This window comes from Streptomyces xinghaiensis S187, from assembly GCF_000220705.2.
GTDB lineage: Bacteria > Actinomycetota > Actinomycetes > Streptomycetales > Streptomycetaceae > Streptomyces > Streptomyces xinghaiensis.
The window spans coordinates 3,158,318-3,182,315 of record NZ_CP023202.1; the positions used below are offsets into that span (position 1 = coordinate 3,158,318).

A 23,998-nucleotide genomic window follows, 5' to 3' on the forward strand; every position below is an offset into this window, starting at 1 on the left:
CGTCGCTACCACGTTGCGTACCCGTTTGCCAACTCTGCGTAACCCGTACGGGTCCGCTCAGTTGCTCCCGGCATGACCACGGCCCCCGGCCGGCCCCGCACGGTGCCCGCCGACGAACGCGCCGCCCGCCACTGGTACGAGCACGGGCTGGGCTGGCCCACGGCCGGCGGCACGCCGCTGGGACTGCTCACCGGGGTGCGCTTCGACGTCCTGGAGCTGCCCGCCGCCGCGGGGCTCGCCGTGCTGCGGCGCGTGCCGGACACCGGACCGGTCGCGCTGCACGGCACACGGATGCGGCTGCTCGTGGCGCCCGGGAGCGCCCAGGAGCTGCCGGAGCTGCTCCGCTGGCTGGAGTGGGGCGGCGTCCCCCTGGATCTGAGCGCGCTCGGCGCGGGCGGGCGGACGGCCGCTCCCCTGGCCCGCGGGGCGGGCGACGGGCCCGTCTGGCTGCGCCCGCCCGTGCCGGGGCGCGAGGTGGAGCCGACCCTGCCCGCGGCGACGGTGCGCGGCGGGACACGGGCCGGGGGCGCCGGTGCGTCCGCCCCCGATCTCGTACGGCTCCTGGGCACGGCGGCGACGGAGTGCCACCGGGCCCGGCTGCTGCGCGGCCGGGGTCAGCCGTTCGCCTTCTCGTAGGCCTCCCGCACGGTGGCGGGGACACGGCCGCGGTCGTTGACCTCGTAACCGTTCTCCTTCGCCCAGGCGCGGATCTTCGCGGTGTCCTGGCCGCCGCCCCCGGAGGCCGCCCGGGCCTTTCCGCGGCCGCCGGCCGCACGGCCGCCGGTGCGCCGCCCGCTCTTGGTGTACGGCTCCAGAAGACTCCGGAGCTTGTCCGCATTGGCGGTGGTGAGGTCGATCTCGTAAGTCTTGCCGTCGAGAGCGAACGTCACGGTCTCGTCCGCCTCGCCACCGTCGAGGTCATCAACAAGAAGGACCTGAACCTTCTGTGCCACCGGATTCCCTTTCATCGAAAAAGCAGTACGACCGAAAGCAAACCGCCTTTCAGGGAAAAACACAAACCCCCGGGTGGGGTTCAGTGCGGCATCGGCACGAGAAAGGTGCGCGTTTCGGACATAGGGTATGGGTTCCGCCGGTGAAGGACTGCGGAAGGCGTACGGAAGGCGTGCGGAAGGCGCGGGGCAAGGACCGCCGAAGACGGCTGAACGAAGACGCGCGAATAACCTCGCGGTCACAGGTGCAGAAGCATCCGGCTGTTGCCCAAGGTGTTCGGCTTCACCCGTTCGAGCCCGAGGAACTCGGCCACGCCCTCGTCATAGGAACGGAGCAGCTCGCTGTAGACATCGCCGTCGACGGGGGCGTCACCGATCTCCGTGAAGCCGTGCTTGGTGAAGAAGTCGACTTCGAAGGTAAGGCAGAAAATACGGCGAACCCCGAGGCGGCGGGCGGTCTGTACCAATTTCCCGAGGACCCGGTGGCCCACCCCGTGGCCCTGCACGGCGGGATCCACGGCCAGGGTGCGGACCTCCGCGAGGTCTTCCCACATCACGTGGAGCGCGCCGCAGCCGACGACCCTGGCGTCCGCCGCGCGTTCGGCGACCCAGAACTCCTGGATGTCCTCGTAAAGGGTCACCGTCGCTTTGTCGAGCAGGATACCGTCGCGGACGTAGCCGTCGATGAGACCGCGGATCGCCGGGACATCGCCCGTCCGCGCCCGCCGGACAGTGACCTCATTTGATACTGGGGACATGCACGGACGCTATCGTTCCGCGGCCTCCGGTCCCTCATCGGGACGGTCCAGCCGTACCACGCGGATGGCGTCCCGGAGGTCTTCCCGCTCTTCCTCCGACATCATGCCGAAGAAGGCGACAAGGGCGGCGGCACGGTTGTCGCTGGCGGCCCACGCCTCGTTCATGAGTGCGGCGGAGTAGGCGGCCCTGGTGGAGACGGCCGTATATCGATAGGCCCGGCCTTCCGCTTCTCTGCGCACCCAGCCCTTCCGGTGCAGGTTGTCCAATACGGTCATGACCGTCGTGTAGGCGATGGGGCGTTCCTTCCGGAGGTCCTCCAGGACTTCGCGGACGGTGACCGGGCGGTTCCATCGCCAGACCCGCGTCATCACGGCGTCTTCCAGCTCACCCAATGGTCGAGGCACCCGGAAACCCTAGCGGCAAAACCTGCGAATTCCGGCTATTCGGACAGGAAAAAGGGCGCGGCCCGGGGACGTACGGTCCCCGGGCCGCGCCCCTTCGGCCGGTGTGGCCGGCGCGGCCGGTCATGCGGCCGGCGGCGCCGTCAGGAGGCGGCGCCCTCCGGCGGCGTACCGGGACGGGCGGCCTCGGTGCGGGCCAGCGCCGCGTCGACGGCGGCGTCCTCCTTGGCCTTGTTGGCTCCGCCCTGGCTCTTCACGATCGTCACGATCAGCGCGATGAAGGCCACGGCCATGACCGTGGAGGGCAGAAGCGCGGCAACGTATTCCATACCGACCAGGGTAACGAGCCGGGCGCGCGGCCGGGTCTCCGGCACCCTCAGCCGGCCGCGCGCCCCTCCTCGGGCCGCTGGGGCGGCGCGGGGGCCGGGCGCCGGCGCGGCGGGAAGACCTCGGCCGGGGTCGGCACCGGGCGGGCCGGGGGCTCGGACTCGGGACCGGCCGGGCGCTCCGGCTCGGGGCGGCCGGCCGGCTTCTCCGCGGGGCCGGGGTCCCGCCGCGGGCGGGGCCGCTTCGCCGGTTCGGCGGCCGTCGCCGCGCGGCTGCCCGGAACGGCCGGAAGAGGCAGGACCGGAAGGGGCAGCGGGGCCGGAAGGGCGGGGGCCGAGGGGGCGGGGAGGGCCGGCACGGCGAGCAGGCGCAGGGCGGCCCGCCGGGCGGGGCCCGGCACGGCCGCGAGCCGCGCCTGCGCGGGCGCCGGGGGCCGGTGCGGGCCGGCGGCCGGGGGCCGGTGCCGGGCGGCCGCCTCCGGGGCGGTGGCGCGGGCCGCGGCGCGGGCGGTGGGCCGAGCGGCGCGGGCCGGGGCCCCGCCGCGGCGCAGCAGCGCGCGGCCGCGGGCCGCGTCGGCGGGGCTCACCGACGGGTCGGCGCAGAGCGAGCGGAGCGCGGCGAGATCCTCCTCTCCGGGCGGGCGGCCGGCGTCGGCGGCCTCCCGGAGACGGTCCAGATAGCCGGCCGACGAGCCCGGGAGGGCGGCCCGGTAGCGGGCCAGATCGGCGTGGAGGAAGGCGCGGAGCCTGTCGCTCTCGCGCACCGCCTCGGCCATGTCCTCGGCGAGGCGCTCCAGTTCCCGGCGCTCCCCGGCCCGCTCGGGGCCGGGGCGGGCGGGGGCCGGGCCGGGCCGCAGGGCGAGGGCGAGGGCCCGGCGCAGGACGGACACTTCGTCGGCGCTGAACGCCAGGGCGCCGCGGGAATCAAGAGGCATGGGCATAAGCAGATTTTTACCACTTAACGGACATTATTCGCCGCGTGTGGCGCCGTCGGGCGTGCCCCCGGGGGCTGTGTGCGTTCACCGGTCCCCGGCGGCGGGCCCCGGCCTCGGTGGGGCGCGGACGGAGCGGTCCGGTGAAGGCGCCGGGGGGCGTACAGGCCCCGCCCGGCGCCGTCCCGGCCGGTGCGTCAGGTGCGTCAGGTGTGTCGGGTGCGTCAGGTGCGGGAGACGTTGCGCTCGTAGACCAGGCGGAGGCCGATCAGCGTCAGCCAGGGCTCGTGTTCGTCGATCACCGCCGACTCGCCGAGCACCATGGGGGCGAGGCCGCCGGTCGCGATCACGGTGACGTCGTCCGGGTCGTCCGCCAGTTCGGTGGCCATCCGGCCCACGACGCCGTCGACCTGGCCCGCGAAGCCGTAGAGGATGCCGGACTGCATGGCCTCGACGGTGTTCTTCCCGATGACGCTCCGCGGGCGGGCCAGCTCGATCTTGCGGAGCTGGGCGCCGCGCACCCCGAGGGCGTCCACGGAGATCTCGATGCCCGGGGCGATCACGCCGCCGACGTACTCCCCGCGCACCGACACCGCGTCGAAGGTGGTGGCCGTGCCGAAGTCGACGACCACGCAGGGGCCGCCGTACAGCTCGACGGCCGCCAGGGCGTTGATGATCCGGTCGGCGCCGACCTCCTTCGGGTTGTCCATGAGGATCGGCACACCCGTCTTGACGCCCGGTTCGACCAGCACGGCGGGCACGTCGCCGTAGTAGCGGCGGGTGACCTCGCGCAGTTCGTGCAGCACGGAGGGGACGGTGGAGCAGATCGCGATGCCCTCGATGCCGTCGCCCAGCTCGTCGCCGAGCAGCGGGTGCATGCCCATCAGGCCCTGCAGGAGCACGGCGAGTTCGTCGGCCGTGCGGCGGGCGTCCGTGGAGATCCGCCAGTGCTCGACGATGTCCTCGCCGTCGAACAGGCCGAGGACGGTGTGGGTGTTGCCGACGTCGATGGTGAGCAGCATCGTCTCTCACGCCTCCGGGCGGTCGTCGGCGGCGCCCGCCCCGGCGCCGTCACCGGAACCGGCCTGCGGCTCGTCGCGCAGGTCGAGGCCGATGTCGAGGATCGGGGAGGAGTGGGTGAGCGCCCCGACCGCGAGGTAGTCGACCCCGGTCGCGGCGTAGGCGCGGGCGTTGCCGAGGGTGAGACGGCCGGAGGACTCCAGCCGGGCCCGGCCCGCGACGAGGGCGACGGCCTCGCGGGTCTCCTCGACGGTGAAGTTGTCCAGCAGGATCAGGTCGGCGCCCTCGGCGAGCACCGGCTCGATCTGGTCGAGGCGGTCCACCTCGACCTCGACGGGCACGTCGGGGAACTCGCTCCGCACGGCCTTGAAGGCCGCCGCGATCCCGCCCGCCGCCACGACGTGGTTGTCCTTGATGAGCGCCGCGTCCGAGAGCGACATGCGGTGGTTGAGGCCGCCGCCGCAGCGGACCGCGTACTTCTCCAGGAAGCGCAGCCCGGGGGTGGTCTTGCGGGTGTCCCGGACGGCCGCGCCGGTGCCCTCCAGGGCGTCGGCCCAGGCGCGGGTGGCGGTCGCGATGCCGGAGAGCCGGCAGAGGAGGTTGAGGGCGCTGCGCTCGCCGGTGAGCAGATCGCGGGTGCGGGTGCGCACCGTGAGGAGCTTCTGGCCGGGCTCGACCCGGTCGCCGTCCATCACATGCCGTTCGACCTCGAACTCGTCGGTGCAGACGACCGAGAGGACCGCCTCGGCGACGCGCAGGCCCGCGACGGTGCCGGCCTGGCGGGCGGTGAAGTCACCAGTGGCGACGGCGTCCTCGGGGATCGTCGCCACCGTCGTCACGTCCACGCCGTGGTCGAGGTCCTCCTCGATCGCGACGTGCGCCAGGTCCTCCACCTGGACGGGGTCGAGCCCGCCCAGCGCCAGCAGTTCGGCCAGCGCGGGGTCGAGACCGCACTCCAGGGGGTCCAGGTCGTAGCCCTCGCCGCCGTCACCGCAGCCGCAGGAGTCGCCGCACCCGCCGCCGTCCGCCCCGGCGGAGGGGCCGCCGATCTGGAGCAGCGGAAGGTCCACGGGCTGTGGACGGTCAGGGGTGTTCACGAGTTGTCCCTTCGGGGTGGATCGTGGTGGACGGCCGCGGAGGCGTCCGTCCGGCCGGCGGGGCCGCGGGAGGCTCCGGGGGAATCCGTGCCGGTTCCGGCCCCGGCGCGCGCGCCGGGGCGTACGGGCGGGAAGTCTGCCGTGTCCGTGGAGATGATCGCCAGTTCGGCGTCCGGCCCGAGACGGGCGACGAGGTGGCGGCGCCAGTGCTCGTCGTCGCGGTCGGGGCGGTCCTCGCGCCAGTGGCAGCCGCGGGTCTCCTCGCGCTCGCGGGCCACGGCGACCAGGACGCGGGAGACGAGCAGGAGGTTCGTGGCCTCCCAGCTCTCCACACAGGGCTCGGCCGTCTTGCCGTCCACGCTCAGCTCGGCCGCGGCCGTGGTGTGCAGGCGCTCCAGGGCGGCGGCGGCACCGGCGAGGCTGGCGGCGCTGCGGAGGACGCCGGCTCCGGCCGTCATGATGCGCTGGATCTCGTAGCGGGCCTCGGGGACGAGGAGGGGGCCGCCGGGGGCGGCGTCGGGGACGGCGCCGGGGCCGCCGTGCGGGGTGCCGGCGCCCTCCGGGGTGCCGGAGATGTCGGCGGCGATGCGCTCGGCGAAGACCAGTCCCTCCAGAAGGGAGTTGGACGCGAGCCGGTTCGCGCCGTGCACGCCGGTGCACGCGACCTCGCCGCAGGCGTAGAGCCCGGGGACGGTCGTCCGGCCGCGCAGATCGGTCCGCACCCCGCCGCTGGCGTAGTGCGCGGCCGGGGAGACCGGGATCAGCTCCGTCACCGGGTCGATGCCGTGCGACCGGCAGGCCGCGAGGATGGTCGGGAAGCGGTGCTCCCACATCTCGGCGCCGAAGTGGCGGGCGTCGAGGTACATGTGGCCGGCGCCGGTCTCGCGCATGCGGCGCATGATGCCCTTGGCGACGATGTCGCGGGGCGCCAGCTCGGCCAGTTCGTGCTGCCCCCGCATGAAGCGCACGCCGTCGGCGTCCACCAGGTACGCGCCCTCGCCGCGGACCGCCTCCGACACCAGCGGCTGCTGCCCCTCGGCGCCGGGGCCGAGGAACAACACGGTCGGGTGGAACTGGACGAACTCCAGATCGGAGACCTCCGCGCCGGCCCGCAGCGCCAGCGCCACCCCGTCGCCGGTGGACACGGCGGGGTTGGTGGTCGCGGAGAACACCTGTCCCATGCCGCCGGTCGCGAGCACCACCGCGGGGGCGCGCACGGCGCCCACGCCGTCCCGCTGCCCCTCGCCCATGACGTGCAGGGTGACGCCCGCGGTACGGCCCCGGGCGTCCTTCATCAGATCGAGCACCAGGGCGTTCTCGACCGTCTCCACCCCGGCCTCGCGGACCGCCTCGACCAGCGCCCGGGAGATCTCCGCGCCGGTCGCGTCGCCGCCGGCGTGGGCGATCCGGCGGCGGTGGTGGCCGCCCTCGCGGGTCAGCAGTATCTCGCCGGTGCCGTCGTCGGTGTCGAACCGGGCGCCGCTGCCGATCAGCCGGCGCACGGCGTCGGGGCCCTCGGTGACCAGGGCGCGCACGGCCGTCTCGTCGCACAGCCCGGCGCCCGCGACCAGGGTGTCGTCCAGATGCTGCTCCGGGGTGTCCCCGTCGCCGAGGGCGGCCGCGATGCCGCCCTGCGCCCACCGGGTGGAACCGGCGTCGAGCCGTGCCTTGGTGACGACGACGGTCTTCCGGCCGGCGGCGGCGCAGCGGAGGGCGGCGGTCAGCCCGGCGACGCCTGAGCCCACCACGACGACATCCGCGTCGATGGCCCAGCCGGGGGCCGGGGCGGTCAGCGCGAGCGCCTCGGGGGCGGCGGGGTCGCCGGGCCGGCCGGCCGGGGGGACCCGGTCGGACTGGTGGATCTGGTGCGGGTGGTGGGGCCGCTGGATGTGGTGGGCGCGGTGCGGGGGGCGGGGCCGGCCGGGAGGGCGGGGGTGGTCGTCCTGGCGGGGGTGGTCGGCGCCGTCGGCCCGGTGTCCGTGGTCGGCGTGCCCGTGGTCGGCGCGTTCGTTGCCGGAGGTGCTCACAGGGCGGCTCCGGACGGGCGGTGGGCACGTGGTCCGGGCCGCGTCGCACCGCTCCCCGGAGCCGCCGGGGCGGCCGGAGCGGGGACCTTGCCCGCGGCGGGCCGCGGCTTCGGGTGCCGGCACGGCGTGCGGGACGGACTCATCGGGCCGGACAGGCTCATCGGGTGGCTCCGAACTGCAGGCGGATGTTGTCGATCAGACGGGTGGTGCCCACCCGGGCCGCCACGGCCAGCACGGCCGCGCCCCGGTGGTCCGCCGGGACCTCGGTGAAGTCGGACGGGTCGACGAGGGCCAGGTAGTCCGTCACCAGCGGCGGCTGCCGCTCCGCCGCCTCGTCGAGCACGGCGCGTGCGGCGGCGCGTACGGCGTCCGGGTCCGCGACCGGCGCGGTGGACGGCTCCGGCTCTGGTACCGGCGCCGGCTCCGGCGCACCGGGCGTCCCGGCCGCCGCGGCGGTCCCCGCCCGCCGGCCCGCCTCCAGGGCGCGGGACAGCGCCAGCGCCGTGCCCCGCTCGGGCCCGGAGAGGTAGCGGTTGCGGCTGGACAGGGCCAGCCCGTCGGGCTCGCGGACGGTCGGGACGCCGGCGATCCGGACGGGGAAGTTCAGGTCGCGCGCCATGCGCCGGATCAGCGCGAGCTGCTGGGCGTCCTTCTCGCCGTAGAGGGCGAGGTCCGGGGCGGTGAGGTGGAGCAGCTTGGCGACGACGGTGAGCATGCCGTCGAAGTGCCCGGGGCGGCTGGCGCCCTCCAGCAGCTCGCCCATCGGACCGGCGGAGATCCGCACCTGCGGCTCCCCGCCCGGGTAGACCTCCTCGGCGGACGGCGCGAAGACGGCGTCCGCGCGCTCCCGCGCGGCGACGAGGAGATCGGCATCGAGGGTCCGCGGATAGCGGTCGAGGTCCTCACCGGCACCGAACTGCAGCGGGTTGACGAACACGGTCACGACGACCTGGCCGTCCGGGCCGACCCGGTCGCGGGCGGCGCGGATCAGGGCGGCGTGACCGGCGTGGAGGGCTCCCATCGTCATCACGACCGCGCGCTCGCCGCGCCGGTCCAGGGCCCGCAGCGCGGCCGCCGTACGGATCAGGGCGGGCCCGGGGTTCGTGGCAGTGGCCACGTCCGCGTCGCCTTGCCCGCCGGAAGCGCCGGCCGCGCCAGCCGCGCCGCCGAAGGCGGTGGCCGTGTCCGTCGTGTGCCGGTCGTCCGTCATCGGGTGCCTCCGTCGGCGAGCACGCCCAGCAGATCCTCGGCCAGCTCGGGTTTCAGCAGCCCGGAGGCCATGGCGCGGTCCGCCGTGGCGCGTGCCATGGCGAGATAACCGGCGACGGTCTGCGGCGCGTGCTCGCGCAACTCGGCGACGTGCGCGGCGACCGTGCCGGCGTCACCGCGCGCGACGGGGCCGGTGAGGGCCGCGTCGCCGGAGCGCAGGGCGTTGTCCAGGGCCGCGCCCAGGAGCGGGCCCAGCATCCGGTCGGGGGCGCCCACCCCGGCGGCGCGCAGCAGTTCGAGCGACTGGGCCACCAGCGTGACGAGGTGGTTGGCGCCGAGCGCCAGCGCCGCGTGGTACAGCGGGCGGGCGGACTCCTCGATCCACTCGGGCTCACCGCCCATCTCGATGACCAGGGCCTCGGCGGCGAGCCGCAGTTCCTCCGGCGCGGTCACGCCGAAGGAGCAGCCGGCCAGCCGCTGGACGTCGACGGCGGTGCCGGTGAAGGTCATCGCCGGGTGCAGCGCCAGCGGCAGGGCGCCCGCGCTCCGGGCGGGGTCCAGGACGGCTGTGCCGTAGCGGCCGGAGGTGTGCACCAGGAGCTGTCCGGGGCGTACGGCGCCGGTCTCCGCCAGACCCTGGACGAGCCGGGGCAGGGCGTCGTCGGGAACCGTCAGCAGGACGAGCTCCGAACGGGCCAGGACCTGCGCCGGCGACACCAGGGGCACCTCGGGCAGCAGGGCCGCCGCCCGGCGCACCGAGGCGTCGGAGACGCCCGAGACGGCGACCGGGCGGTGTCCGGCGAGCCGCAGCGCGGCGGCGAGCGCGGGGCCGACCCGGCCCGCGCCGACAACCCCGACGGCGAGCCTGGCGGGACGGTCCTTGGCCTCGGGGAGAGGGGGTGTGTTCACGGAATACGGCCTTCCGTTCCAGTCCGCTGGCCCGGTTCGGGAGGGCCAGGGGCGGTACCGGACGTGTCCCGGCCAGCTTACGCGAGGACCGCCGGCCGTCTTTCCGCGCTGCGCGACGGGGCCGGGGGCCGGGGGGAAAGGGCCGAGGGCCGGGCGGGCCCGTGGCCGGTGCGCCATCATCGGCGCATGGTGGACGACACGAGTGACGAGGGGCGGGCCCGCAGACTCGCCGCCTGGGGCGGGGCCCGCCGGAGGCTGGCGGAGGTCGCGCCGGCGGAGACCATCGGCGGCCGGCTGGCGCGGCTGGCCGCGGAGGCGCCCGCCGCGTACGACCTGACCGAGCGGACCGATGTCTACGGCGACGGCGCCGTGGAGGCCCTGGAGCGCCGGGTCGCCGGGCTGCTGGGCACGGAGGCCGCCGCGTTCTTCCCGACCGGGACGATGGCCCAGCAGATCGCCCTGCGCTGCTGGGCCGGCCGGACGGGGAACGCGACCGTGGCCCTCCACCCGCTGGCGCACCCGGTGCGGCACGAGCGGGACGCCCTGTCGGTGCTGGGCGGTCTGCGGACGGTCCACCCGACGCAGGAGCCCCGGCAGCCCACGGCGGACGAGGTGCGGGCGCTGGACGAGCCGTTCGGCACGCTGATGCTCGAACTGCCGCTCCGCGAGGCGGGGTTCGTCCTCCCCTCCTGGGAGGAGCTGGAGGCCGTCACCGGGGCGGCGCGGGAACGGGACGCGGTGGTGCACGTGGACGGCGCGCGGATCTGGGAGTGCGCCCGCCATCTGGGGCGGGAGCTGCCGGAGATCGCGGCGCTCGCGGACAGCGTGTACGTGTCGTTCTACAAGTCGCTCGGCGGTCTCTCGGGGGCCGCGCTGGCCGGCCCGGAGAGCCTCGTCGCGGAGGCGGGGGCGTGGCGGCACCGGTACGGCGGGCAGCTCTACCAGCAGTGGCCCGCGGTGCTCTCCGCGCTGGCGGGGCTGGACCGGGAACTGCCGAGGCTGCCGTCGTACGCCGCGCACGCCGGGGTCGTGGCGGCCGCGCTGCGCGAGGGGCTGGCGGCCGCCGGGGTGCCGTGGTTCCGGGTGCACCCGGAGCCGCCGCACACGCACGAGTTCCAGGTGTGGCTGCCGTACCCGGCGGACGCGCTGACCGAGGCGGGGACGCGGCAGGCCGAGGAGACGGGGACGCTGCTGTTCCGGGCCTGGTGGGACGAGCAGCGGGTCCCGGGGGTCGCGATGACCGAGGTGACGGTCGCCGGTCCGGGGCTGGAGTGGACGGCGCGGGACGTCACCGAGGCGGTCGCGGGGTTCCTCGGCTTCCTGGAGCGGACGGAGGGCTGAGCCGGGCCCCCGGCCGCCCGGCCGCCCGGCGGGGCGCCGGCCCGCGGCGCGGCTACGGCGTTCCGCCCGCCCGGACCAGGCCGGTCTCGTAGGCCAGGACGACCACCTGCACCCGGTCGCGCAGCTCCAGCTTGGTGAGGATGCGGCCCACATGGGTCTTCACCGTGGCCTCGGAGAGCACCAGCCGGGCGGCGATCTCGCCGTTCGACTTCCCCTGCGCCACCAGCAGCATCACCTCGCGCTCGCGTTCGGTGAGCCGCCCGATGCGGCCCTTCGCGGGGACGTCGGCGGGGCCCGGCATCATGGGCGTGAAGCGGTCGAGAAGGCGGCGGGTGGTGCTCGGGGCGACCACCGCGTCGCCGCTGTGCACGGCGCGGATGGCGGACAGCAGTTCGGCCGGCGGCACGTCCTTGAGCATGAAGCCGCTCGCGCCGGCCTTGAGCGCGGAGAAGGCGTACTCGTCGAGGTCGAAGGTGGTCAGGATCAGCACCTTGGGCGCGCCCTCCCGGGCGCAGATCCGCCGGGTGGCCTCCACCCCGTCCAGCCGGGGCATCCGGACGTCCATCAGGACGACGTCCGGAGCGGCCGGGCCGAGCACCTCCAAGGCCTCCGCTCCGTCGCCCGCCTCGGCGACGACCTCCATGTCGGGCTGTGCCGCCAGCACCATGCGGAAGCCGGTGCGCAGCAGCACCTGGTCGTCGACGAGCATCACGCGGATGGACATGTGTTCCCTTTCCGAGGGGTGGGGTCGTGCTGGAGCGGTGCTTGGGGGCGGTGCGTCGGGCGGTGCGGGAGGTGGGACGTGGGAGGGGACGTGGGGGCGTGTGAGGGGACGTGGGGGCGTGAGGTGTGCGCGAGAGCGGCGCCCGGAAGCCCGGGGACGGCACCGGGCCGGGGCCGCCTCAGCTCACCGGTTTCAGCGGCAGCACCGCGCTGATCCGGAAGCCCCCGCCGGGTCTCGGTCCCGCGTCCAGCTTGCCCCCGACCATGCCGACGCGTTCCCGCATGCCGATCAGGCCCTGGCCGAGCCCGTCCGAGCCGCCCTTCTCGTACACCTGCCGCTGGGCGCCCCGGCCGTCGTCCTCGACCAGCAGTTCGAGCTCACTGTCGCCGTAGGTGAGCCGTACGGACGCCCCGACGTCCGGGCCGCCGTGCTTGCGGGTGTTGGTCAGCGCCTCCTGGACGATCCGGTACGCGGTGAGCTCCACACCGCTCGCCAGCGGACGCGGCTCGCCGCCGACCCGGAAGTCGACCGGGAGCCCGGAGCCCCGCACCTGTTCGATGAGATCGCCGAGCTGCCGGACGTCCGGCTGCGGTACGTACTCCCCGCACTCCTCGCTCTCGCCGGTGCGCAGCACGCCCAGCAGCCGGCGCATCTCCGCGAGCGCCTGGCGCCCGGTGCCGGAGATGGTCTCCAGCGCCTGCTTCGCCTGCTCCGGACTGGAGTGCAGGACATAGGCCGCGCCGTCCGCCTGGACGACCATCACCGACACGTTGTGGGCCACCACGTCGTGCAGCTCCCGGGCGATCCGGGAGCGTTCGGCGGCCACGGCCATCTTGGCCTGCGCCTCGCGCTCCTTCTCGAGCCGGGCGGCGCGCTCCTCCAGCTGGGCGTAGTAGGCGCGGCGGGTGCGGATCGAGTCGCCGAGCACCCAGGCGAGGGCGAAGGGGACGGTCATGAAGATGACGGCGACCGCGAACGAACCCGTGTCCGGGCCGTGCGGGGGCCAGCGGAGGTTGTAGATCGTCGGCGCCGCGAGACCCGCGGCCAGGGCGAGCCGGGAGGCCCAGCGCGCCCCGTTGGCCGCGACGGTGTAGACGATCACCAGCATCCCGAAGTCGGCCGGGTTCTGCCGGATGTCGGTGAGGAGCTGCACCACGCCCGTTCCCGCGGCGATCAGCAGCATCAGCTCCGGTGCCCGGCGGCGCAGGGCGACCACCGTGCACAGCGCGGCCATCACGAGGATCCCGGCGAGCCGCTGCCCGGGACGGCCCGCCGTCTCCTCCGCGACCCACAGCCCGCCGAGCATCAGCAGGATGGCAGCCCAGAAGCTGTCGACACCGGTCGGGTGCCTGCGGAGGAAGTCGTAGAGACGCTGCACGTGACCCAGCGTAGGGACGGCGGGTAGGTGTAGGGGTCAACCGGACGGCCGATCCTCGGTTCGCGGGCCTACTCCCCAAGGTGGACACATCACCCATCACCGGCGCCTCCGCGGGGCGCGCATACCGTGGCCGGATGACGAGCGAGGGCGCGGGCGGGGACGGCGGCAGCGGTGACGGGAGCCACGGCCGGAACGGCGGCGGCCGTGGCGGGGGCGGCGCGGCGGGACGCCGGGGCCGCTCCCCGGGCGACCGCTCGCCGGGCCCGGAGGTCCCGTCCGGCCCGCGGGGGTGGCGGCAGGCCACCGAGCGGGCGCTCTACGGACCGGGCGGCTTCTACCTGCGCGAGCGGCCCGCGAGCCACTTCCGTACCTCCGTCCACGCCTCGCCCCTCTTCGCGGACGCGGTGGCGGAGCTGCTGGCACGGGTGGACCGCGCTCTGGGGCGGCCGGCCGACCTGGCGCTGGTGGATGTCGGCGCGGGGCGGGGCGAACTGCTCACCGGAGTTCTCGCGGCCGTCCCGCCGGCCCTGGGCGCGCGGCTGCGCCCGTACGCCGTGGAGCGCGCCGCGCGCCCCGGCGGGCTCGACCCCCGGATCGTCTGGCGGCGCGGACTCCCGGCTCCGGAAGAGGGGCTGCGGGGACTGCTGTTCGCCAACGAGTGGCTGGACAACATCCCCGTCGACGTGGCGGAGACGGACGCCCGGGGGATCCCGCGGCTGGTCCTCGCCGGCCCGGACGGGCGGGAGACCCCGGGCGGACCGGTCACCGGACCGGACGCGGAGTGGCTGCGCCGGTGGTGGCCCGCGGACTCCGGACCCGGATCGCGCGCGGAGATCGGCCGCCCGAGGGACGACGCCTGGGCGCGGGCCGTGCGCGCCCTGGAGAGCGGCCTGGCGGTGGCCGCCGACTACGCCCACACGCGGGCGTCCCGGCCGCCGCGGGGCACGCTGACGGGCTTCCGGGCCGGGCGCGAGGTGCCGCCCGTGCCGGACGGTTCCTGCGACATCACGGCCCATGTCGCTCTGGACGCCTGTGCGGAGGCGGGGCGGCGGACGCTCGCGGAGAGGGACGCGCGCGAGGGCGCGCGAAGGGGCACGCGGCCGGCCGCGGCGGGCGGGCGGGAACCGGAGCAGGGGAGCCTGCCGGAGAACGGTCGGCAAGCGGGACGGGACAGCCGGCGGGAGGGCGGGGACCGGGACGGGCGGGAGACCGCGCGCGGCTCCGGGCCGCCGCCGTCGTCCGGCGCTCCGGTCCTGCTGACCCAGCGGGAGGCACTGCGGGCGCTCGGCGTCAGCGGCGGCAGGCCGCCCCTCGCCCTCGCGTCGCACGATCCGGCGGCGTATGTGCGGGCGCTGAGCCGGGCCGGGGAGGCGGCGGAACTCACCGACCCGGCCGGCCTGGGCGCGTTCGGCTGGCTGCTCCAGCCGGTCGGCATCGCACTGCCGGCGGATCTGACGGCGGGGGAAGCGGGGAGCACGGCGGAGAGGCGGCCTTGAGGGCCGTCCGGCGGGGTTCCGTCAGCGGCCCGTCATCCAGCGGTCCGGCAGGGCCTCGCGGCGGCCCGTCCGGGAGCGGTCGGCCTGGGCCCGGGTCACGGCCCGCGCCTCGGCGGCGTCCCGGAGCCGGGCCGTCACCGACTTGTTGGCACCGGTGTCCACGGTGACGTCGGCCAGCCCGCGCGCCCGCGTCCACGGCCCCTGGCGGAGCCGTACGCTCTGCACCTTCGCGTGCGGGACGAGCGACAGCGTGCGGCTCACCAGTCCGTGCCGGGCCGCGAACACCGGCCCCTCGGCCGTGAATCCGTAGCCCCGCCACCACAGCGGCACGCACCAGCGCGCCCGGCGCGGTACCGGACGCATCGCGCCGGCGACCGCCCGTACGTCCACCCCCGGCAGCACGCGCGCGATCACCATGCCGGCCGTGTCCCGGTCCGCCACGGGCAGCAGCACGGTGTTCTTCGAACCGGCGACGTCCAGTTCGACGCGGACCCAGCCGCGCCGCCGCCACAGCAGCGGTTCGACGATCCGCACGGTCTGCACGCGCCCCGGCGGCACCGTCTCGTGCGCCCGGTCGAGGAGCCCGTGGTCGAGCCGGAGCCCGTCCGGGGACTCGCCCACCGTCCAGTCGTACTCGGTGATGTACCGGCCCGCGCTCGCCGCCCAGAAGGCGCCCATCGACGGAATCGCCGCCGCCAGAGCAGGCCAGGGGCTGCCGCTGAGCGCCCAGACGACCGCCGTGACGCCGGCCGCGGCGGCGAGGCCCGCCCAGACCCCGGCGAGCAGCAGGATCGCCACGGCGAGGGTCCGGGGGTGGACCCGCGCGAGCTGCCGCGCGGGCGCCTCGCCGACGTCCCGCGCGGACTCCGGGGCGATGCCCGCCGCACGGGCCAGCAGCTCGGCGCGGAGCTCCCGCGCCTCCTGGTTGCTCAGGAACGCCAGTTCGTCCTTGGCGTCGGTGCCCAGGACGTCGAGCTTGAGCTTGGCGACGCCGATGACGCGGGCCAGCAGTGGCTGCGTGACGTCCACGGCCTGGAGCCGGTCGAGCCGGATGTGCGCGGTGCGCCGGAACAACAGGCCGGTACGGATGCGCAGTTCGGTGTCGGTCACGGAGAAGTGGGTGAACCACCAGCTGAGGAAGCCGTACGCGGCCGCGGCCGGGATGATCACCAGCAGGCCGAGGAGGGCGTGGGTGAGGGTCAGCGCGTCGATCCACTTCTGCGCCTGGTCGAGATCGTGGATCACCCACCCGACGGCGATGGCGATCGGCGCCCAGGCGCGGCGCAGCGGGGTGACGGGGTGGAGCCGGCGCTCGCCGGGGGCACCGCGGCCGAAGGCGGGGGCGGCGCCGGTGCCGGAGGCGGGCGCGGCTTCGGTGGCCGGGCCGGCGGACGGGGGCCGGGCGGCCCGGTCCCCGGGAGCGGCGGCCGGGTCCGCGTCCGGCGGGGCAGCGGGCTTCCCCGCACCGGTGCCGGGCTCCGGGTCCCGCCCCGGGCCCGCCCCGCCGCCGTTCCGTTCGGTGCCGGGCCCCGCGCCGGTCACAGCCCCGCCGATCGGGCCTGGCCGAGTTCGGTGAGCCGGTCGCGCAGCCGGGCGGCCTCCGACGGCAGCAGACCGGGGATACGGGCGTCGGAGGCGGCCGCGGCGGTGTGCAGCTGCACGCTCGCCAGACCGAAGTGCCGTTCCAGCGGCCCGGAGGTGACCTCCACGAGCTGCATCCGCCCGTACGGCACCACGGTCAGCTCCCGCCACAGCACCCCCCGGCTGATCAGCAGGTCGTCGGCCCGCTCGGCGTACCGCCAGGAGCGCCAGTTGCGCTCCAGCAGCCACCAGCCCCAGCCTCCGAGGAGCGCCGGCGGCACGGCGAAGAGGGCCCAGACGGGCCCGGCGGTGAACCACAGCAGCGCGCCCAGGCCGGCGGTCAGTACGGGCACCGTCGCCGCGAGGACGAAGCGGCGCAGCCGCAGCAGTCCGCGCGGCAGCGGAGTCCAGTCGGCGTCGATGCCGGCCGCCGTGCCGTCGCCCGCGGTGCCGCCGTCCGCGCTCGTGTCACCGGCCGTGTCCGTCCCCGTGTCCATGCCCCCAGCGTAGGCGGACTCCGCAACTGCCAGACTGTCTCCCATGACGGAGACGACAGTCGGGATCGGCGGCGCGGCGGAGAGCACGGACATGGTGCTCAACATCGGCCCGCAGCATCCGTCCACGCACGGCGTGCTGCGCCTGCGGATCGTGCTGGACGGGGAGCGCATCCTCTCCGCCGAGCCGGTCGTCGGCTATATGCACCGGGGCGCGGAGAAACTGTTCGAGGCGCGCGACTACCGCCAGATCATCGTGCTCGCCAACCGGCACGACTGGCTCTCGGCCTTCTCGAACGAGCTGGGCGTGGTGCTCGCCGTCGAGCGCATGCTCGGCATGGAGGTGCCCGAGCGGGCCGTGTGGACGCGGACCCTGCTCGCCGAGCTGAACCGGGTGCTGAACCATCTGATGTTCCTCGGCTCGTACCCGCTCGAACTCGGCGGGATCACACCGGTGTTCTACGCCTTCCGGGAGCGCGAGGACCTGCAGGCCGTCATGGAGGAGATCTCCGGCGGCCGGATGCACTACATGTTCAACCGGGTCGGCGGGCTCAAGGAGGATCTGCCCGCGGGCTGGACCGGCCGGGTCCGGCAGGCCGTGGCCTCCGTGCGGTCCCGGATGAGCGACTACGACAACCTGGTGCTCGGCAACGAGATCTTCCGCGGCCGCACCCGCGGCGTGGGCGTGCTGTCGCCGGAGGCGGTGCACGCCTACGGGATCAGCGGGCCCATCGCGCGCGCCTCCGGGGTCGACTTCGACCTGCGCCGCGACGAGCCGTATCTGGCCTACGGCAAGCTGGGCGACGTGCTGAAGGTGGTCACCCGTGACGAGGGCGACTGCCTGGCCCGCTTCGAATGCCTGCTGGAGCAGACCCATGTCGCGCTGGACCTGGCCGACGCCTGTCTGGACCGGCTCGCCGCACTGCCGCCCGGACCGGTCAACCTGCGGCTGCCGAAGGTGCTCAAGGCGCCCGAGGGGCACACCTACGCCTGGACGGAGAACCCGCTCGGGCTGAACGGCTACTACCTGGTGTCGAAGGGCGAGAAGACGCCGTACCGGCTGAAGCTGCGCTCGGCCTCGTTCAACAACATCCAGGCGCTGGCCGAACTGCTGCCGGGGACGCTGGTCGCGGACATGGTGGCGATCCTGGGGTCGCTCTTCTTCGTCGTCGGCGACGTCGACAAGTAACGGGGTCCGGGCGGGCGGGGCCCGTCTCCCGGCGGGCTGCGCTGCGGCGGCCGGGTGGGCCGGCTGCGTCCCCGGACCGGACCGCACAAGGACACTCCTCCGTCCGTCCGTACGTCCGTACGTCCGGCTGCCCGGCCGCTCGGTCCTCCGGTGCCGCCCGCCGTCACATGGCACCGCCGCCCCGACGGGAGCGTCGGGGCGGCGGTGATGCCGGTGTGGTCCGTGCGGCGCGGTCCGTGCGGAGCCCGGCGAGGGCTCACCGGTGCGGGGCGCCGGTACGGCGGTCAGGAGGAGTGGGCGCGCAGCTCGCTGAGGTTGAGCTGTTCGGTCTCGTCGTGCTCGGTCAGGTCGATGACCTCGTTCTGCGCATGCTCCGGCTCCTCGGACTCCGGGGTCGCGGACGCCGGGCCTGTCTGCCGCGGCGGCTGCCGTCGCTCGGACTGCTGCTTCCGGGAGAGCGGCTGCGGTCCGCGGCTCTGCCCGGAACGCGGCTCGTCCCGCTGCCCGGTGCGCTTGCCCCGCGAAGGCGTCTGCCGGGTCCGCTTCGCCGGCTGCGGCCGTCCGGACCCGCCGGCCCGCGGGGAGCCGTCGTCGCGCTGCGCGGGCCGCTCGTCCTGCCCCGCCGGCTCGCTCGGCCCGTCCTGCCCCTGCCGGGCCTCGTGCTCGGCGAGCGCCTCGGCGCCGACCACATCGGCCAGGTCCTCTTCCGGGGCGACGGCCGTCAGCTCCGGGCGCTGCCGCGCGGCCCGCTCGGACTGCGTACCGAAGAAGTCGAAACCGCCTTCGGTGCGCGGTGCGCTGCCGCGCCGGGGCTCGTACGGCACCACGGCCGCCGCGGCCGGCATCGTGTGCTGCTCGCGCGGCGCGGGGGTGCTGGGGTCGGCGGCCGTGCGGTCACCGCCGTCGCTCCCGGCGGCCGCCGCGTGCTTCCCCCGGGGCTCGTCCGCCTCACCGCGGCCGGCCTGCTCGGCCTCCCGCCTGCGGGCGGCCGTGACCGTGCGCTCGGCCTGCTGGCGGGCACCGTTGCGGGCCAGCCGCCGCAGCGCCTCGGAGGCCCGGAGGTAGGCCGCCGGTGTCGGGGTGCCGTCGCCGCCGAGGGCGGGCCTGGCGGGCCCGGACTCGATCGCGAGCAGGCGGCGGCCCTCCAGGGCGCTGGCCCGTTCGGTCTCCGCGGTGGCGTAGCGGCGCAGCAGTCCGGCGTGTTCGTTGCGGAGCCGGGCCAGTTCGGTGCGCTTGGCGCGCAGCTTGGCCTCCAGCTCCCCGCGGAGCTCGCGGAACTCCTCGACGTCCGACTCCAGTTCGGCGATCCGCTCCTCGGCGCGCCACTCGTCGCGCGTGCGGGCCCGGTGGAGGTCGGCGACCTGCTTGCCGGCGGCCCGGTCCCAGGCGCGCATGAGCACCGCGCCGGTGACGGCGGCGGCCGCCGCGGCCACCACCAGCAGCCGGAGCCCCACCGGATCGTCGGTGAGCAGGGCGCCGACGGCACAGGCGGCCGAGACACCGATGACGGTCGACGGGGGCAGAAGCCGGTGCAGGGGTGGCGAATGGCGGTGGCGTCCACGTGGCATGGCCAGAAACTTACCGTGCGCCTGACGTAGATGGGGACCACGACGACAATCTGTTTTCCGCCGGTTACGTGTCAAGCAGTCCTTTGGACTCGAGGTAGTCGGCCGCCACATCCGCGGGCTTCTCCCGGTCCGCGTCGACCCGGCGATTGAGTTCGACGAGATCGCGGGTGGAGAGGGTGTCGGTGAGCCGGCCGAGCGCCGTCTCGATGTCCTTGCCGCCGGCGTCCTCGGCGTTCACCACGGGGAGCACATTGTCGGCGTTCTGGAGTCCCTTGTCGTCGGCGAGCAGGACCAGCCCGAATTCCTCCAGCGTGGCGTCGGTGGTCGTGGTCAGCACCATCTGGTCGGTGCCGTCCTTGACCGCCTGCTTGGCCTGCGGGGTGCCGACGCCCTTGGGATCGACGGCGGTGATGTCGATGCCGTAGGTCTTCTCCAGACCGGGCCGGCAGAACGGGCGGATGTCGCACTCGTCGCCCGCGGCCAGCCTGACGGGCTTCCCGGAGGCTCCCAGATCGGAGAGCGTCTCAAGATCGTTCCGCTCCGCGAATTCCTCCGTGACGGCGAAGGCGTTCTGGTCCACGGCTTCACCCGCACGGAGTACCTTCAGACCGCGCGGCCCGGCGAGCTTCTTCAGCGCGGCGACGGTCTCGCCGACGTCGTTGGAGGCGACGGGCTCGGCTTTCGGGCCGTTCTCCTTGGCGTTGAGGAATTCGGCGAGCGTGGCCGCGTATTCCGGCACGACATCGATCTCGCCCTTCTCCAGCGCCGGTTCGTACAACTCCCGGTTTTTGAGCGTCTTGACCGTGGTGTCGTAACCGGCATCGGCCAGCAGCGCCGCGTACAACTCGGCCATCAGCTCGGATTCCGTGAAGCCGGCCGAGCCGATGACCAGCGAGCCCTTGTCGGAATCACCGGTTCCACCGCCGCCCTTCTCCTCCAGGCTCCCGCCTCCGCAGCCGGTCGCCCCCACGGTCAGGACGGCGAGGCCGGCGGCCGCGGAGAGGACTCGGCGGAAGCGGACGGAGTGCGCGATTCGGGTCATCGGAAGACCTTCCTGCTCGTTCGGGGGGACGGGGAGGAGATGGGGGACGGAGTGGGGAGGGGGACACGGAAGCGTGGTGATCGGCGTACGGGCCCGGTGGACGGCCGGGAGACCGCCGCGCGGGCCGGTCCACGGGACAGCGGGCGGGGCCCGGACCGCCGGAACGGGACCGGGGGACGGGTGCCGCGAGGGGGCGGGACCGAGGGGCCGGACGGCGACGGCCCGTGGCCCGGGTGCCGGCGCGAACCCCCGGACACCGGCGCACCCGACGCCGGGGCCGGAGGCGGCGCACCCCCGGTCATGGCGCCACCCGGGTACGGAGACCCGTACCGCCGCCCCGGGCTCCGGACCGGCCTCCCGCGCCGCCCCGGGCGGCCGCGGAGCCCCTGCGCCGGATCGGATCGAGCAGCCACTGCGCCAGCGCGAACAGCGCCTCGACGGCCAGCGCCAGCGCGGCGACCAGCAGCGCCCCGGCCACCACCTGCGGGGTGCTGTAGGTGTTGAACCCCGCCGTGATGATCCGGCCCAGGCCGCCGCCGCCCACCAGCCCGGCGAGGGTGGCCGTGGCGACGACCTGGATCGCCGCCGACCGCACCCCCGTCATGATCAGTGCGAAGGCCAGCGGGAGTTCGACCCGGGCGAAGACCTGGCCGCCGGACATCCCCATGCCCCGCGCGGCCTCCACGACGTCCCGGTCCGCCTCGCGCATCCCGACGTAGGCGTTGGTCAGCAGCGGCGGCACCGCGAACAGCACCAGCGCGATGACCGTCGGCAGGTCGCCGTGGCGGCCCAGCGGGGTGAGCGTGAGCAGGACCAGCACCGCGAACGTCGGCACCGCCCGCCCCGCGTTGGAGATGTTGACGGCCAGCGCTCCGCCCCGCCCCCGGTGCCCCAGGTACAGCGCCACGGGCAGCGCGACGGCGCAGGCGAGCCCGAGGCTGACCGCCGTCAGCCACAGGTGCTCGGTGAGCCGCCGCCCCGCGCCCGTGCCGCCGGCCCAATGCGCCTCCGTGGCCAGCCAGTTCCAGGCTTCCGCCAGCACGCCCATGCGCTCAGCCCGCCTTCGCCGCCGGGGCGGCGGGAGGACCGGACACCGGAGCGGCCGCCCGAGGGGAGGAGGGCCCGGCGCCACCCGGCCCCGCGCCACCGGGCCGTGCGGACGCCCGGGCGGACCGTATGTGCCGCGTCCAGGGCGTCAGCAGCCGCTGCGCCCCGAGCAGCAGCAGATCCGCCAGCACGGCCAGCAGCACACAGATCACCGAGGCGGTCAGCACCTGGGCCCGGAAGAAGCTGTCCAGGCCCGCGTAGAGGAGATTGCCCAGACCGCCGTGGCCGACGATCGCGCCGACCGTCGTCAGCGACACGGCGGAGACCGCGGCGATCCGCAGCCCGGCCATCAGCGCGGGCAGCGCGAGCGGTATCTCCACCTCGAACAGCAGCCGGGCCGGGCCGTATCCCATCCCGCGCGCCGCCTCACGCGTGCCGGCCGGGACGGCGTCGAGTCCGGCCAGGATGTTCCGCACCAGCACCGTCAGCGAGTACAGGGCGAGCCCCGTCACCACCACCGAGGCCGACAGCCCGAACACCGGCATCAGCAGGGCGAACATGGCGAGCGACGGAACCGTGTAGAGGACGGTCGTCAGCCCCAGCACCGGGCCGGCCAGCCCGCGCCACCGGCGGACCAGCAGCGCCAGCGGAAAGGCGGCCAGCAGCCCGATCACCACCGAGGAGAGCGCGATCAGCACATGCTGCGCGGTGGCGTCCAGCAACTCCTGCGAGCGCGTGCGGAGATACTCCCCGCAGATCCATTCGTTCGCCCTCAGACAGCTCTGCCCGCTCACGACCGTCCCCCTCGCGATGCGTTGTCAGCCGTTCCCTCCGCGCTTCCTTCCGCGCTTCTCCGCCTGCCCGTCCCCGTGGTGCCCGTGCTGCCCTTGCGTGGTCCCGCGTCACGCTCTTCTCATGCTCACTGTGCGGCGACCCTATCCCCCGGGTCGGACAACTCCCCGGGAAACGGTGGCGCGCCGGTATCGTGGGCCGCCGGATCCGGTCACGGGCGCCCGCGCCCGGCCGGAGGAGCCGGAGCCGTCGTCCCGGGGGGGACCCTTGATCCGCTTCGAGCAGGTGACCAAGCGTTATCCCGACGGCACGACCGCCGTGAACGATCTCTCCTTCGAGGTCGCGGAGGGTGAACTCGTCACCCTCGTCGGTCCGTCGGGCTGTGGCAAGACGACCACGATGAAGATGGTCAACCGGCTGATCGAGCCCACCTCCGGCCGGATCCTGCTGGACGGCGAGGACATCGCCGCGGCCGACCCGGTACGGCTGCGCCGCCGCATCGGCTACGTCATCCAGCAGGTCGGCCTCTTCCCGCACCGCACCGTCCTCGACAACACCGCCACCGTGCCGCGCCTGCTGGGCCGGCCCCGGAAGGCGGTCCGCGAGCGCGCCGCCGAACTCCTCGACCTCGTCGGCCTGGACCCGGCCGTGTACGGCGACCGCTATCCCGACCAGCTCTCCGGCGGGCAGCGCCAGCGCGTCGGAGTCGCCCGCGCGCTGGCCGCCGACCCGCCCGTCCTGCTGATGGACGAGCCGTTCGGAGCCGTCGACCCGGTGGTCCGCGAGCGGCTGCAGAACGAGTTCCTGAAGCTCCAGGCGACGCTGCGCAAAACGGTTCTCTTCGTCACCCACGACCTGGAGGAGGCCGTCCGTCTCGGCGACCGCATCGCGGTCTACGGGCAGGGGACCATCGAGCAGTTCGACGCCCCGGCCGCCGTGCTGGGCGCCCCGGCCACCGAGTACGTCGCCGGCTTCGTGGGCGCGGACCGCGGTCTGAAGCGGCTCTCGGTCACCCCCGTCGAAGCGGGCGACCTGGAGCGGCCGCCCGTGGTCCGCCTCGACGACCCGCTCGGCTCGGCCGTGCGCCGGCTGACGGCGGAGGGGGCGCGCTGGGCGGTCGTCCTGGACGACGCGGGACGGCTCCACGGCTGGCTGCCGGCCGACGCGGCCCGCGCCGGAGCCGCCGCCGGAGCCAACCCCACCGGCCCGGGCACCGGCTCCGGGGCCGGGCAGGGGAGCGCCGTGAGGGGTACCGCCGGGGCCGCCGGGGCCGGCAACACCGTCCGGCACCACACCCGCCGGATGGAGGCGTGGCTTCCGGTCGGCTCCTCGCTCAAGCAGGCGTTCGCCACCATGCTCCAGCACGACGCCGGCTGGATCGCGGTGCTGGACGGCGACCACTTCCTGGGCGTCCTCACCCCGGCCCGCCTCCACGAGGCCCTGCGCCGCTCGATCGGCGCGGACGCGAACGCGCTCGCCCGCACCGAGGTCACCGTGGAGACCGTTCCCGACAGCTGACCCCGGCCTCCCCGCCCGGGCCACGCCGAGGACCGGGAGCCGACGGCCGCAGCACCGGGCGGCCGGGATGCAGCCGGACGGGCGGCCGTGCTGCGGCGGAAGTTGATGCCCCGTCCTCGGCGCGGCGGGCGGCGGAACCCGGCTGCCCGGACCGCCCTGAGTTCGTCCGCCCCGCGCCGGACCTTCCTGAGCGACCCC

Annotated in this window: 23 protein-coding genes; 5 read left to right on the forward strand and 18 right to left on the reverse strand. The window is 75.3% G+C overall.

Going from position 1 to position 23,998, the window contains the following annotated elements; genetic code table 11:
* The first annotated feature begins 72 nt into the window (after nucleotides 1–72).
* Nucleotides 73–636, forward strand: coding sequence for an SCO3374 family protein (locus tag SXIN_RS13470; protein ID WP_095757034.1), 564 nt, complete (start codon nucleotides 73–75; stop codon nucleotides 634–636).
* On the opposite strand, the gene SXIN_RS13475 is transcribed toward SXIN_RS13470, so the two are convergent.
* The 10 genes from SXIN_RS13475 to SXIN_RS13520 all read right to left on the reverse strand — a co-directional run bounded on the left by SXIN_RS13475 (nucleotide 615) and on the right by SXIN_RS13520 (nucleotide 9,630).
* Nucleotides 615–953, reverse strand: a complete 339-nt coding sequence (locus SXIN_RS13475; RefSeq protein WP_019707673.1) for a histone-like nucleoid-structuring protein Lsr2 — start codon at nucleotides 951–953, stop codon at nucleotides 615–617. The genes SXIN_RS13470 and SXIN_RS13475 overlap by 22 nt on opposite strands.
* A gap of 236 nt (nucleotides 954–1,189) precedes the next feature.
* Nucleotides 1,190–1,708, reverse strand: a complete 519-nt coding sequence (locus SXIN_RS13480) for an amino-acid N-acetyltransferase (protein WP_019707672.1) — start codon at nucleotides 1,706–1,708, stop codon at nucleotides 1,190–1,192.
* A 9-nt stretch (nucleotides 1,709–1,717) separates the two neighbouring features.
* Complete coding sequence (locus tag SXIN_RS13485; RefSeq protein WP_078961590.1) at nucleotides 1,718–2,113, reverse strand: BlaI/MecI/CopY family transcriptional regulator; 396 nt, start codon at nucleotides 2,111–2,113, stop codon at nucleotides 1,718–1,720.
* A gap of 140 nt (nucleotides 2,114–2,253) precedes the next feature.
* Nucleotides 2,254–2,439, reverse strand: coding sequence for a hypothetical protein (locus tag SXIN_RS13490; RefSeq protein ID WP_039819928.1), 186 nt, complete (start codon nucleotides 2,437–2,439; stop codon nucleotides 2,254–2,256).
* A 47-nt stretch (nucleotides 2,440–2,486) separates the two neighbouring features.
* Nucleotides 2,487–3,371 carry a hypothetical protein gene (locus SXIN_RS13495; RefSeq protein ID WP_337589350.1) on the reverse strand — a complete coding sequence of 295 codons (885 nt, stop codon included), beginning with the start codon at nucleotides 3,369–3,371 and terminating at the stop codon, nucleotides 2,487–2,489.
* 221 nt (nucleotides 3,372–3,592) lie between these two features.
* Complete coding sequence (locus SXIN_RS13500) at nucleotides 3,593–4,390, reverse strand: type III pantothenate kinase (protein WP_019707669.1); 798 nt, start codon at nucleotides 4,388–4,390, stop codon at nucleotides 3,593–3,595.
* 6 nt (nucleotides 4,391–4,396) lie between these two features.
* On the reverse strand, nucleotides 4,397–5,485 hold the full coding sequence (nadC, locus tag SXIN_RS13505; protein WP_039820506.1) for a carboxylating nicotinate-nucleotide diphosphorylase: 1,089 nt from the start codon (nucleotides 5,483–5,485) through the stop codon (nucleotides 4,397–4,399).
* The gene (locus SXIN_RS13510; RefSeq protein WP_095758033.1) at nucleotides 5,482–7,278 is read right to left on the reverse strand and encodes an L-aspartate oxidase; all 1,797 of its coding nucleotides are present in this window, start codon (nucleotides 7,276–7,278) and stop codon (nucleotides 5,482–5,484) included. The genes nadC and SXIN_RS13510 overlap by 4 nt, the downstream gene beginning before the upstream one ends.
* A gap of 391 nt (nucleotides 7,279–7,669) precedes the next feature.
* The gene (gene panC / locus SXIN_RS13515; protein ID WP_095757035.1) at nucleotides 7,670–8,722 is read right to left on the reverse strand and encodes a pantoate--beta-alanine ligase; all 1,053 of its coding nucleotides are present in this window, start codon (nucleotides 8,720–8,722) and stop codon (nucleotides 7,670–7,672) included.
* Nucleotides 8,719–9,630 (reverse strand): Rossmann-like and DUF2520 domain-containing protein, encoded by a 912-nt coding sequence (locus SXIN_RS13520; protein ID WP_043467358.1) that lies wholly within the window; start codon nucleotides 9,628–9,630, stop codon nucleotides 8,719–8,721. The genes panC and SXIN_RS13520 overlap by 4 nt, the downstream gene beginning before the upstream one ends.
* 186 nt (nucleotides 9,631–9,816) lie before the next feature.
* Here SXIN_RS13520 and SXIN_RS13525 point away from each other — a divergent pair, with 186 nt between their 5' ends.
* Nucleotides 9,817–10,971: a threonine aldolase family protein gene (locus tag SXIN_RS13525; RefSeq protein WP_019707666.1), complete on the forward strand. Its 1,155-nt coding sequence runs from the start codon at nucleotides 9,817–9,819 to the stop codon at nucleotides 10,969–10,971.
* Between the two features lie 52 nt (nucleotides 10,972–11,023).
* Here the strand turns inward: SXIN_RS13525 and SXIN_RS13530 are convergent, their stop codons facing one another.
* Together SXIN_RS13530 and SXIN_RS13535 are read right to left on the reverse strand one after the other, a co-directional pair.
* Nucleotides 11,024–11,695 carry a response regulator transcription factor gene (locus tag SXIN_RS13530; RefSeq protein ID WP_019707665.1) on the reverse strand — a complete coding sequence of 224 codons (672 nt, stop codon included), beginning with the start codon at nucleotides 11,693–11,695 and terminating at the stop codon, nucleotides 11,024–11,026.
* A gap of 178 nt (nucleotides 11,696–11,873) precedes the next feature.
* Nucleotides 11,874–13,073, reverse strand: coding sequence for a sensor histidine kinase (locus SXIN_RS13535; protein WP_019707664.1), 1,200 nt, complete (start codon nucleotides 13,071–13,073; stop codon nucleotides 11,874–11,876).
* 134 nt (nucleotides 13,074–13,207) lie between these two features.
* Here SXIN_RS13535 and SXIN_RS13540 point away from each other — a divergent pair, with 134 nt between their 5' ends.
* The gene (locus tag SXIN_RS13540; protein ID WP_095757036.1) at nucleotides 13,208–14,569 is read left to right on the forward strand and encodes an SAM-dependent methyltransferase; all 1,362 of its coding nucleotides are present in this window, start codon (nucleotides 13,208–13,210) and stop codon (nucleotides 14,567–14,569) included.
* Between the two features lie 21 nt (nucleotides 14,570–14,590).
* Here SXIN_RS13540 and SXIN_RS13545 read toward each other — a convergent pair whose 3' ends face one another.
* Nucleotides 14,591–16,111 (reverse strand): PH domain-containing protein, encoded by a 1,521-nt coding sequence (locus SXIN_RS13545; protein ID WP_095757037.1) that lies wholly within the window; start codon nucleotides 16,109–16,111, stop codon nucleotides 14,591–14,593.
* A complete protein-coding gene (locus SXIN_RS13550; protein WP_019707663.1) occupies nucleotides 16,108–16,647 on the reverse strand; it encodes a PH domain-containing protein in 540 nt (179 codons plus the stop codon). The genes SXIN_RS13545 and SXIN_RS13550 overlap by 4 nt, the downstream gene beginning before the upstream one ends.
* A 43-nt stretch (nucleotides 16,648–16,690) precedes the next feature.
* Here SXIN_RS13550 and SXIN_RS13555 point away from each other — a divergent pair, with 43 nt between their 5' ends.
* A complete protein-coding gene (locus SXIN_RS13555; protein WP_019707662.1) occupies nucleotides 16,691–17,833 on the forward strand; it encodes an NADH-quinone oxidoreductase subunit D in 1,143 nt (380 codons plus the stop codon).
* A gap of 284 nt (nucleotides 17,834–18,117) precedes the next feature.
* Here the strand turns inward: SXIN_RS13555 and SXIN_RS13560 are convergent, their stop codons facing one another.
* From SXIN_RS13560 to SXIN_RS13575, 4 genes are all read right to left on the reverse strand, one after another.
* Nucleotides 18,118–19,401: a hypothetical protein gene (locus SXIN_RS13560; protein ID WP_095757038.1), complete on the reverse strand. Its 1,284-nt coding sequence runs from the start codon at nucleotides 19,399–19,401 to the stop codon at nucleotides 18,118–18,120.
* Between the two features lie 64 nt (nucleotides 19,402–19,465).
* Nucleotides 19,466–20,443 carry an ABC transporter substrate-binding protein gene (locus SXIN_RS13565; protein WP_019707659.1) on the reverse strand — a complete coding sequence of 326 codons (978 nt, stop codon included), beginning with the start codon at nucleotides 20,441–20,443 and terminating at the stop codon, nucleotides 19,466–19,468.
* A 298-nt stretch (nucleotides 20,444–20,741) separates the two neighbouring features.
* Nucleotides 20,742–21,491 carry an ABC transporter permease gene (locus SXIN_RS13570; protein WP_095757039.1) on the reverse strand — a complete coding sequence of 250 codons (750 nt, stop codon included), beginning with the start codon at nucleotides 21,489–21,491 and terminating at the stop codon, nucleotides 20,742–20,744.
* Nucleotides 21,492–21,495: 4 nt separating this feature from the next.
* On the reverse strand, nucleotides 21,496–22,284 hold the full coding sequence (locus SXIN_RS13575; protein WP_095757040.1) for an ABC transporter permease: 789 nt from the start codon (nucleotides 22,282–22,284) through the stop codon (nucleotides 21,496–21,498).
* A gap of 265 nt (nucleotides 22,285–22,549) precedes the next feature.
* On the opposite strand from SXIN_RS13575, the gene SXIN_RS13580 reads away from it, so the two are divergent.
* On the forward strand, nucleotides 22,550–23,800 hold the full coding sequence (locus SXIN_RS13580; RefSeq protein WP_095757041.1) for an ABC transporter ATP-binding protein: 1,251 nt from the start codon (nucleotides 22,550–22,552) through the stop codon (nucleotides 23,798–23,800).
* Nucleotides 23,801–23,998: the final 198 nt, after the last annotated feature.

Bases quoted from the DNA above. Each gene is read 5' to 3' on its own strand.
- SXIN_RS13565 (WP_019707659.1), bottom strand. From the start codon at position 20,443: ATGACCCGAATCGCGCACTCCGTCCGCTTCCGCCGAGTCCTCTCCGCG.
- SXIN_RS13570 (WP_095757039.1), bottom strand. From the start codon at position 21,491: ATGGGCGTGCTGGCGGAAGCCTGGAACTGGCTGGCCACGGAGGCGCAT.
- SXIN_RS13490 (WP_039819928.1), bottom strand. From the start codon at position 2,439: ATGGAATACGTTGCCGCGCTTCTGCCCTCCACGGTCATGGCCGTGGCC.
- SXIN_RS13470 (WP_095757034.1), top strand. From the start codon at position 73: ATGACCACGGCCCCCGGCCGGCCCCGCACGGTGCCCGCCGACGAACGC.
- panC (WP_095757035.1), bottom strand. From the start codon at position 8,722: ATGACGGACGACCGGCACACGACGGACACGGCCACCGCCTTCGGCGGC.
- SXIN_RS13550 (WP_019707663.1), bottom strand. From the start codon at position 16,647: ATGGACACGGGGACGGACACGGCCGGTGACACGAGCGCGGACGGCGGC.
- SXIN_RS13480 (WP_019707672.1), bottom strand. From the start codon at position 1,708: ATGTCCCCAGTATCAAATGAGGTCACTGTCCGGCGGGCGCGGACGGGC.
- SXIN_RS13495 (WP_337589350.1), bottom strand. From the start codon at position 3,371: ATGCCTCTTGATTCCCGCGGCGCCCTGGCGTTCAGCGCCGACGAAGTG.
- SXIN_RS13540 (WP_095757036.1), top strand. From the start codon at position 13,208: ATGACGAGCGAGGGCGCGGGCGGGGACGGCGGCAGCGGTGACGGGAGC.
- SXIN_RS13560 (WP_095757038.1), bottom strand. From the start codon at position 19,401: ATGCCACGTGGACGCCACCGCCATTCGCCACCCCTGCACCGGCTTCTG.
- SXIN_RS13530 (WP_019707665.1), bottom strand. From the start codon at position 11,695: ATGTCCATCCGCGTGATGCTCGTCGACGACCAGGTGCTGCTGCGCACC.
- SXIN_RS13555 (WP_019707662.1), top strand. From the start codon at position 16,691: ATGACGGAGACGACAGTCGGGATCGGCGGCGCGGCGGAGAGCACGGAC.
- SXIN_RS13525 (WP_019707666.1), top strand. From the start codon at position 9,817: ATGGTGGACGACACGAGTGACGAGGGGCGGGCCCGCAGACTCGCCGCC.
- SXIN_RS13500 (WP_019707669.1), bottom strand. From the start codon at position 4,390: ATGCTGCTCACCATCGACGTCGGCAACACCCACACCGTCCTCGGCCTG.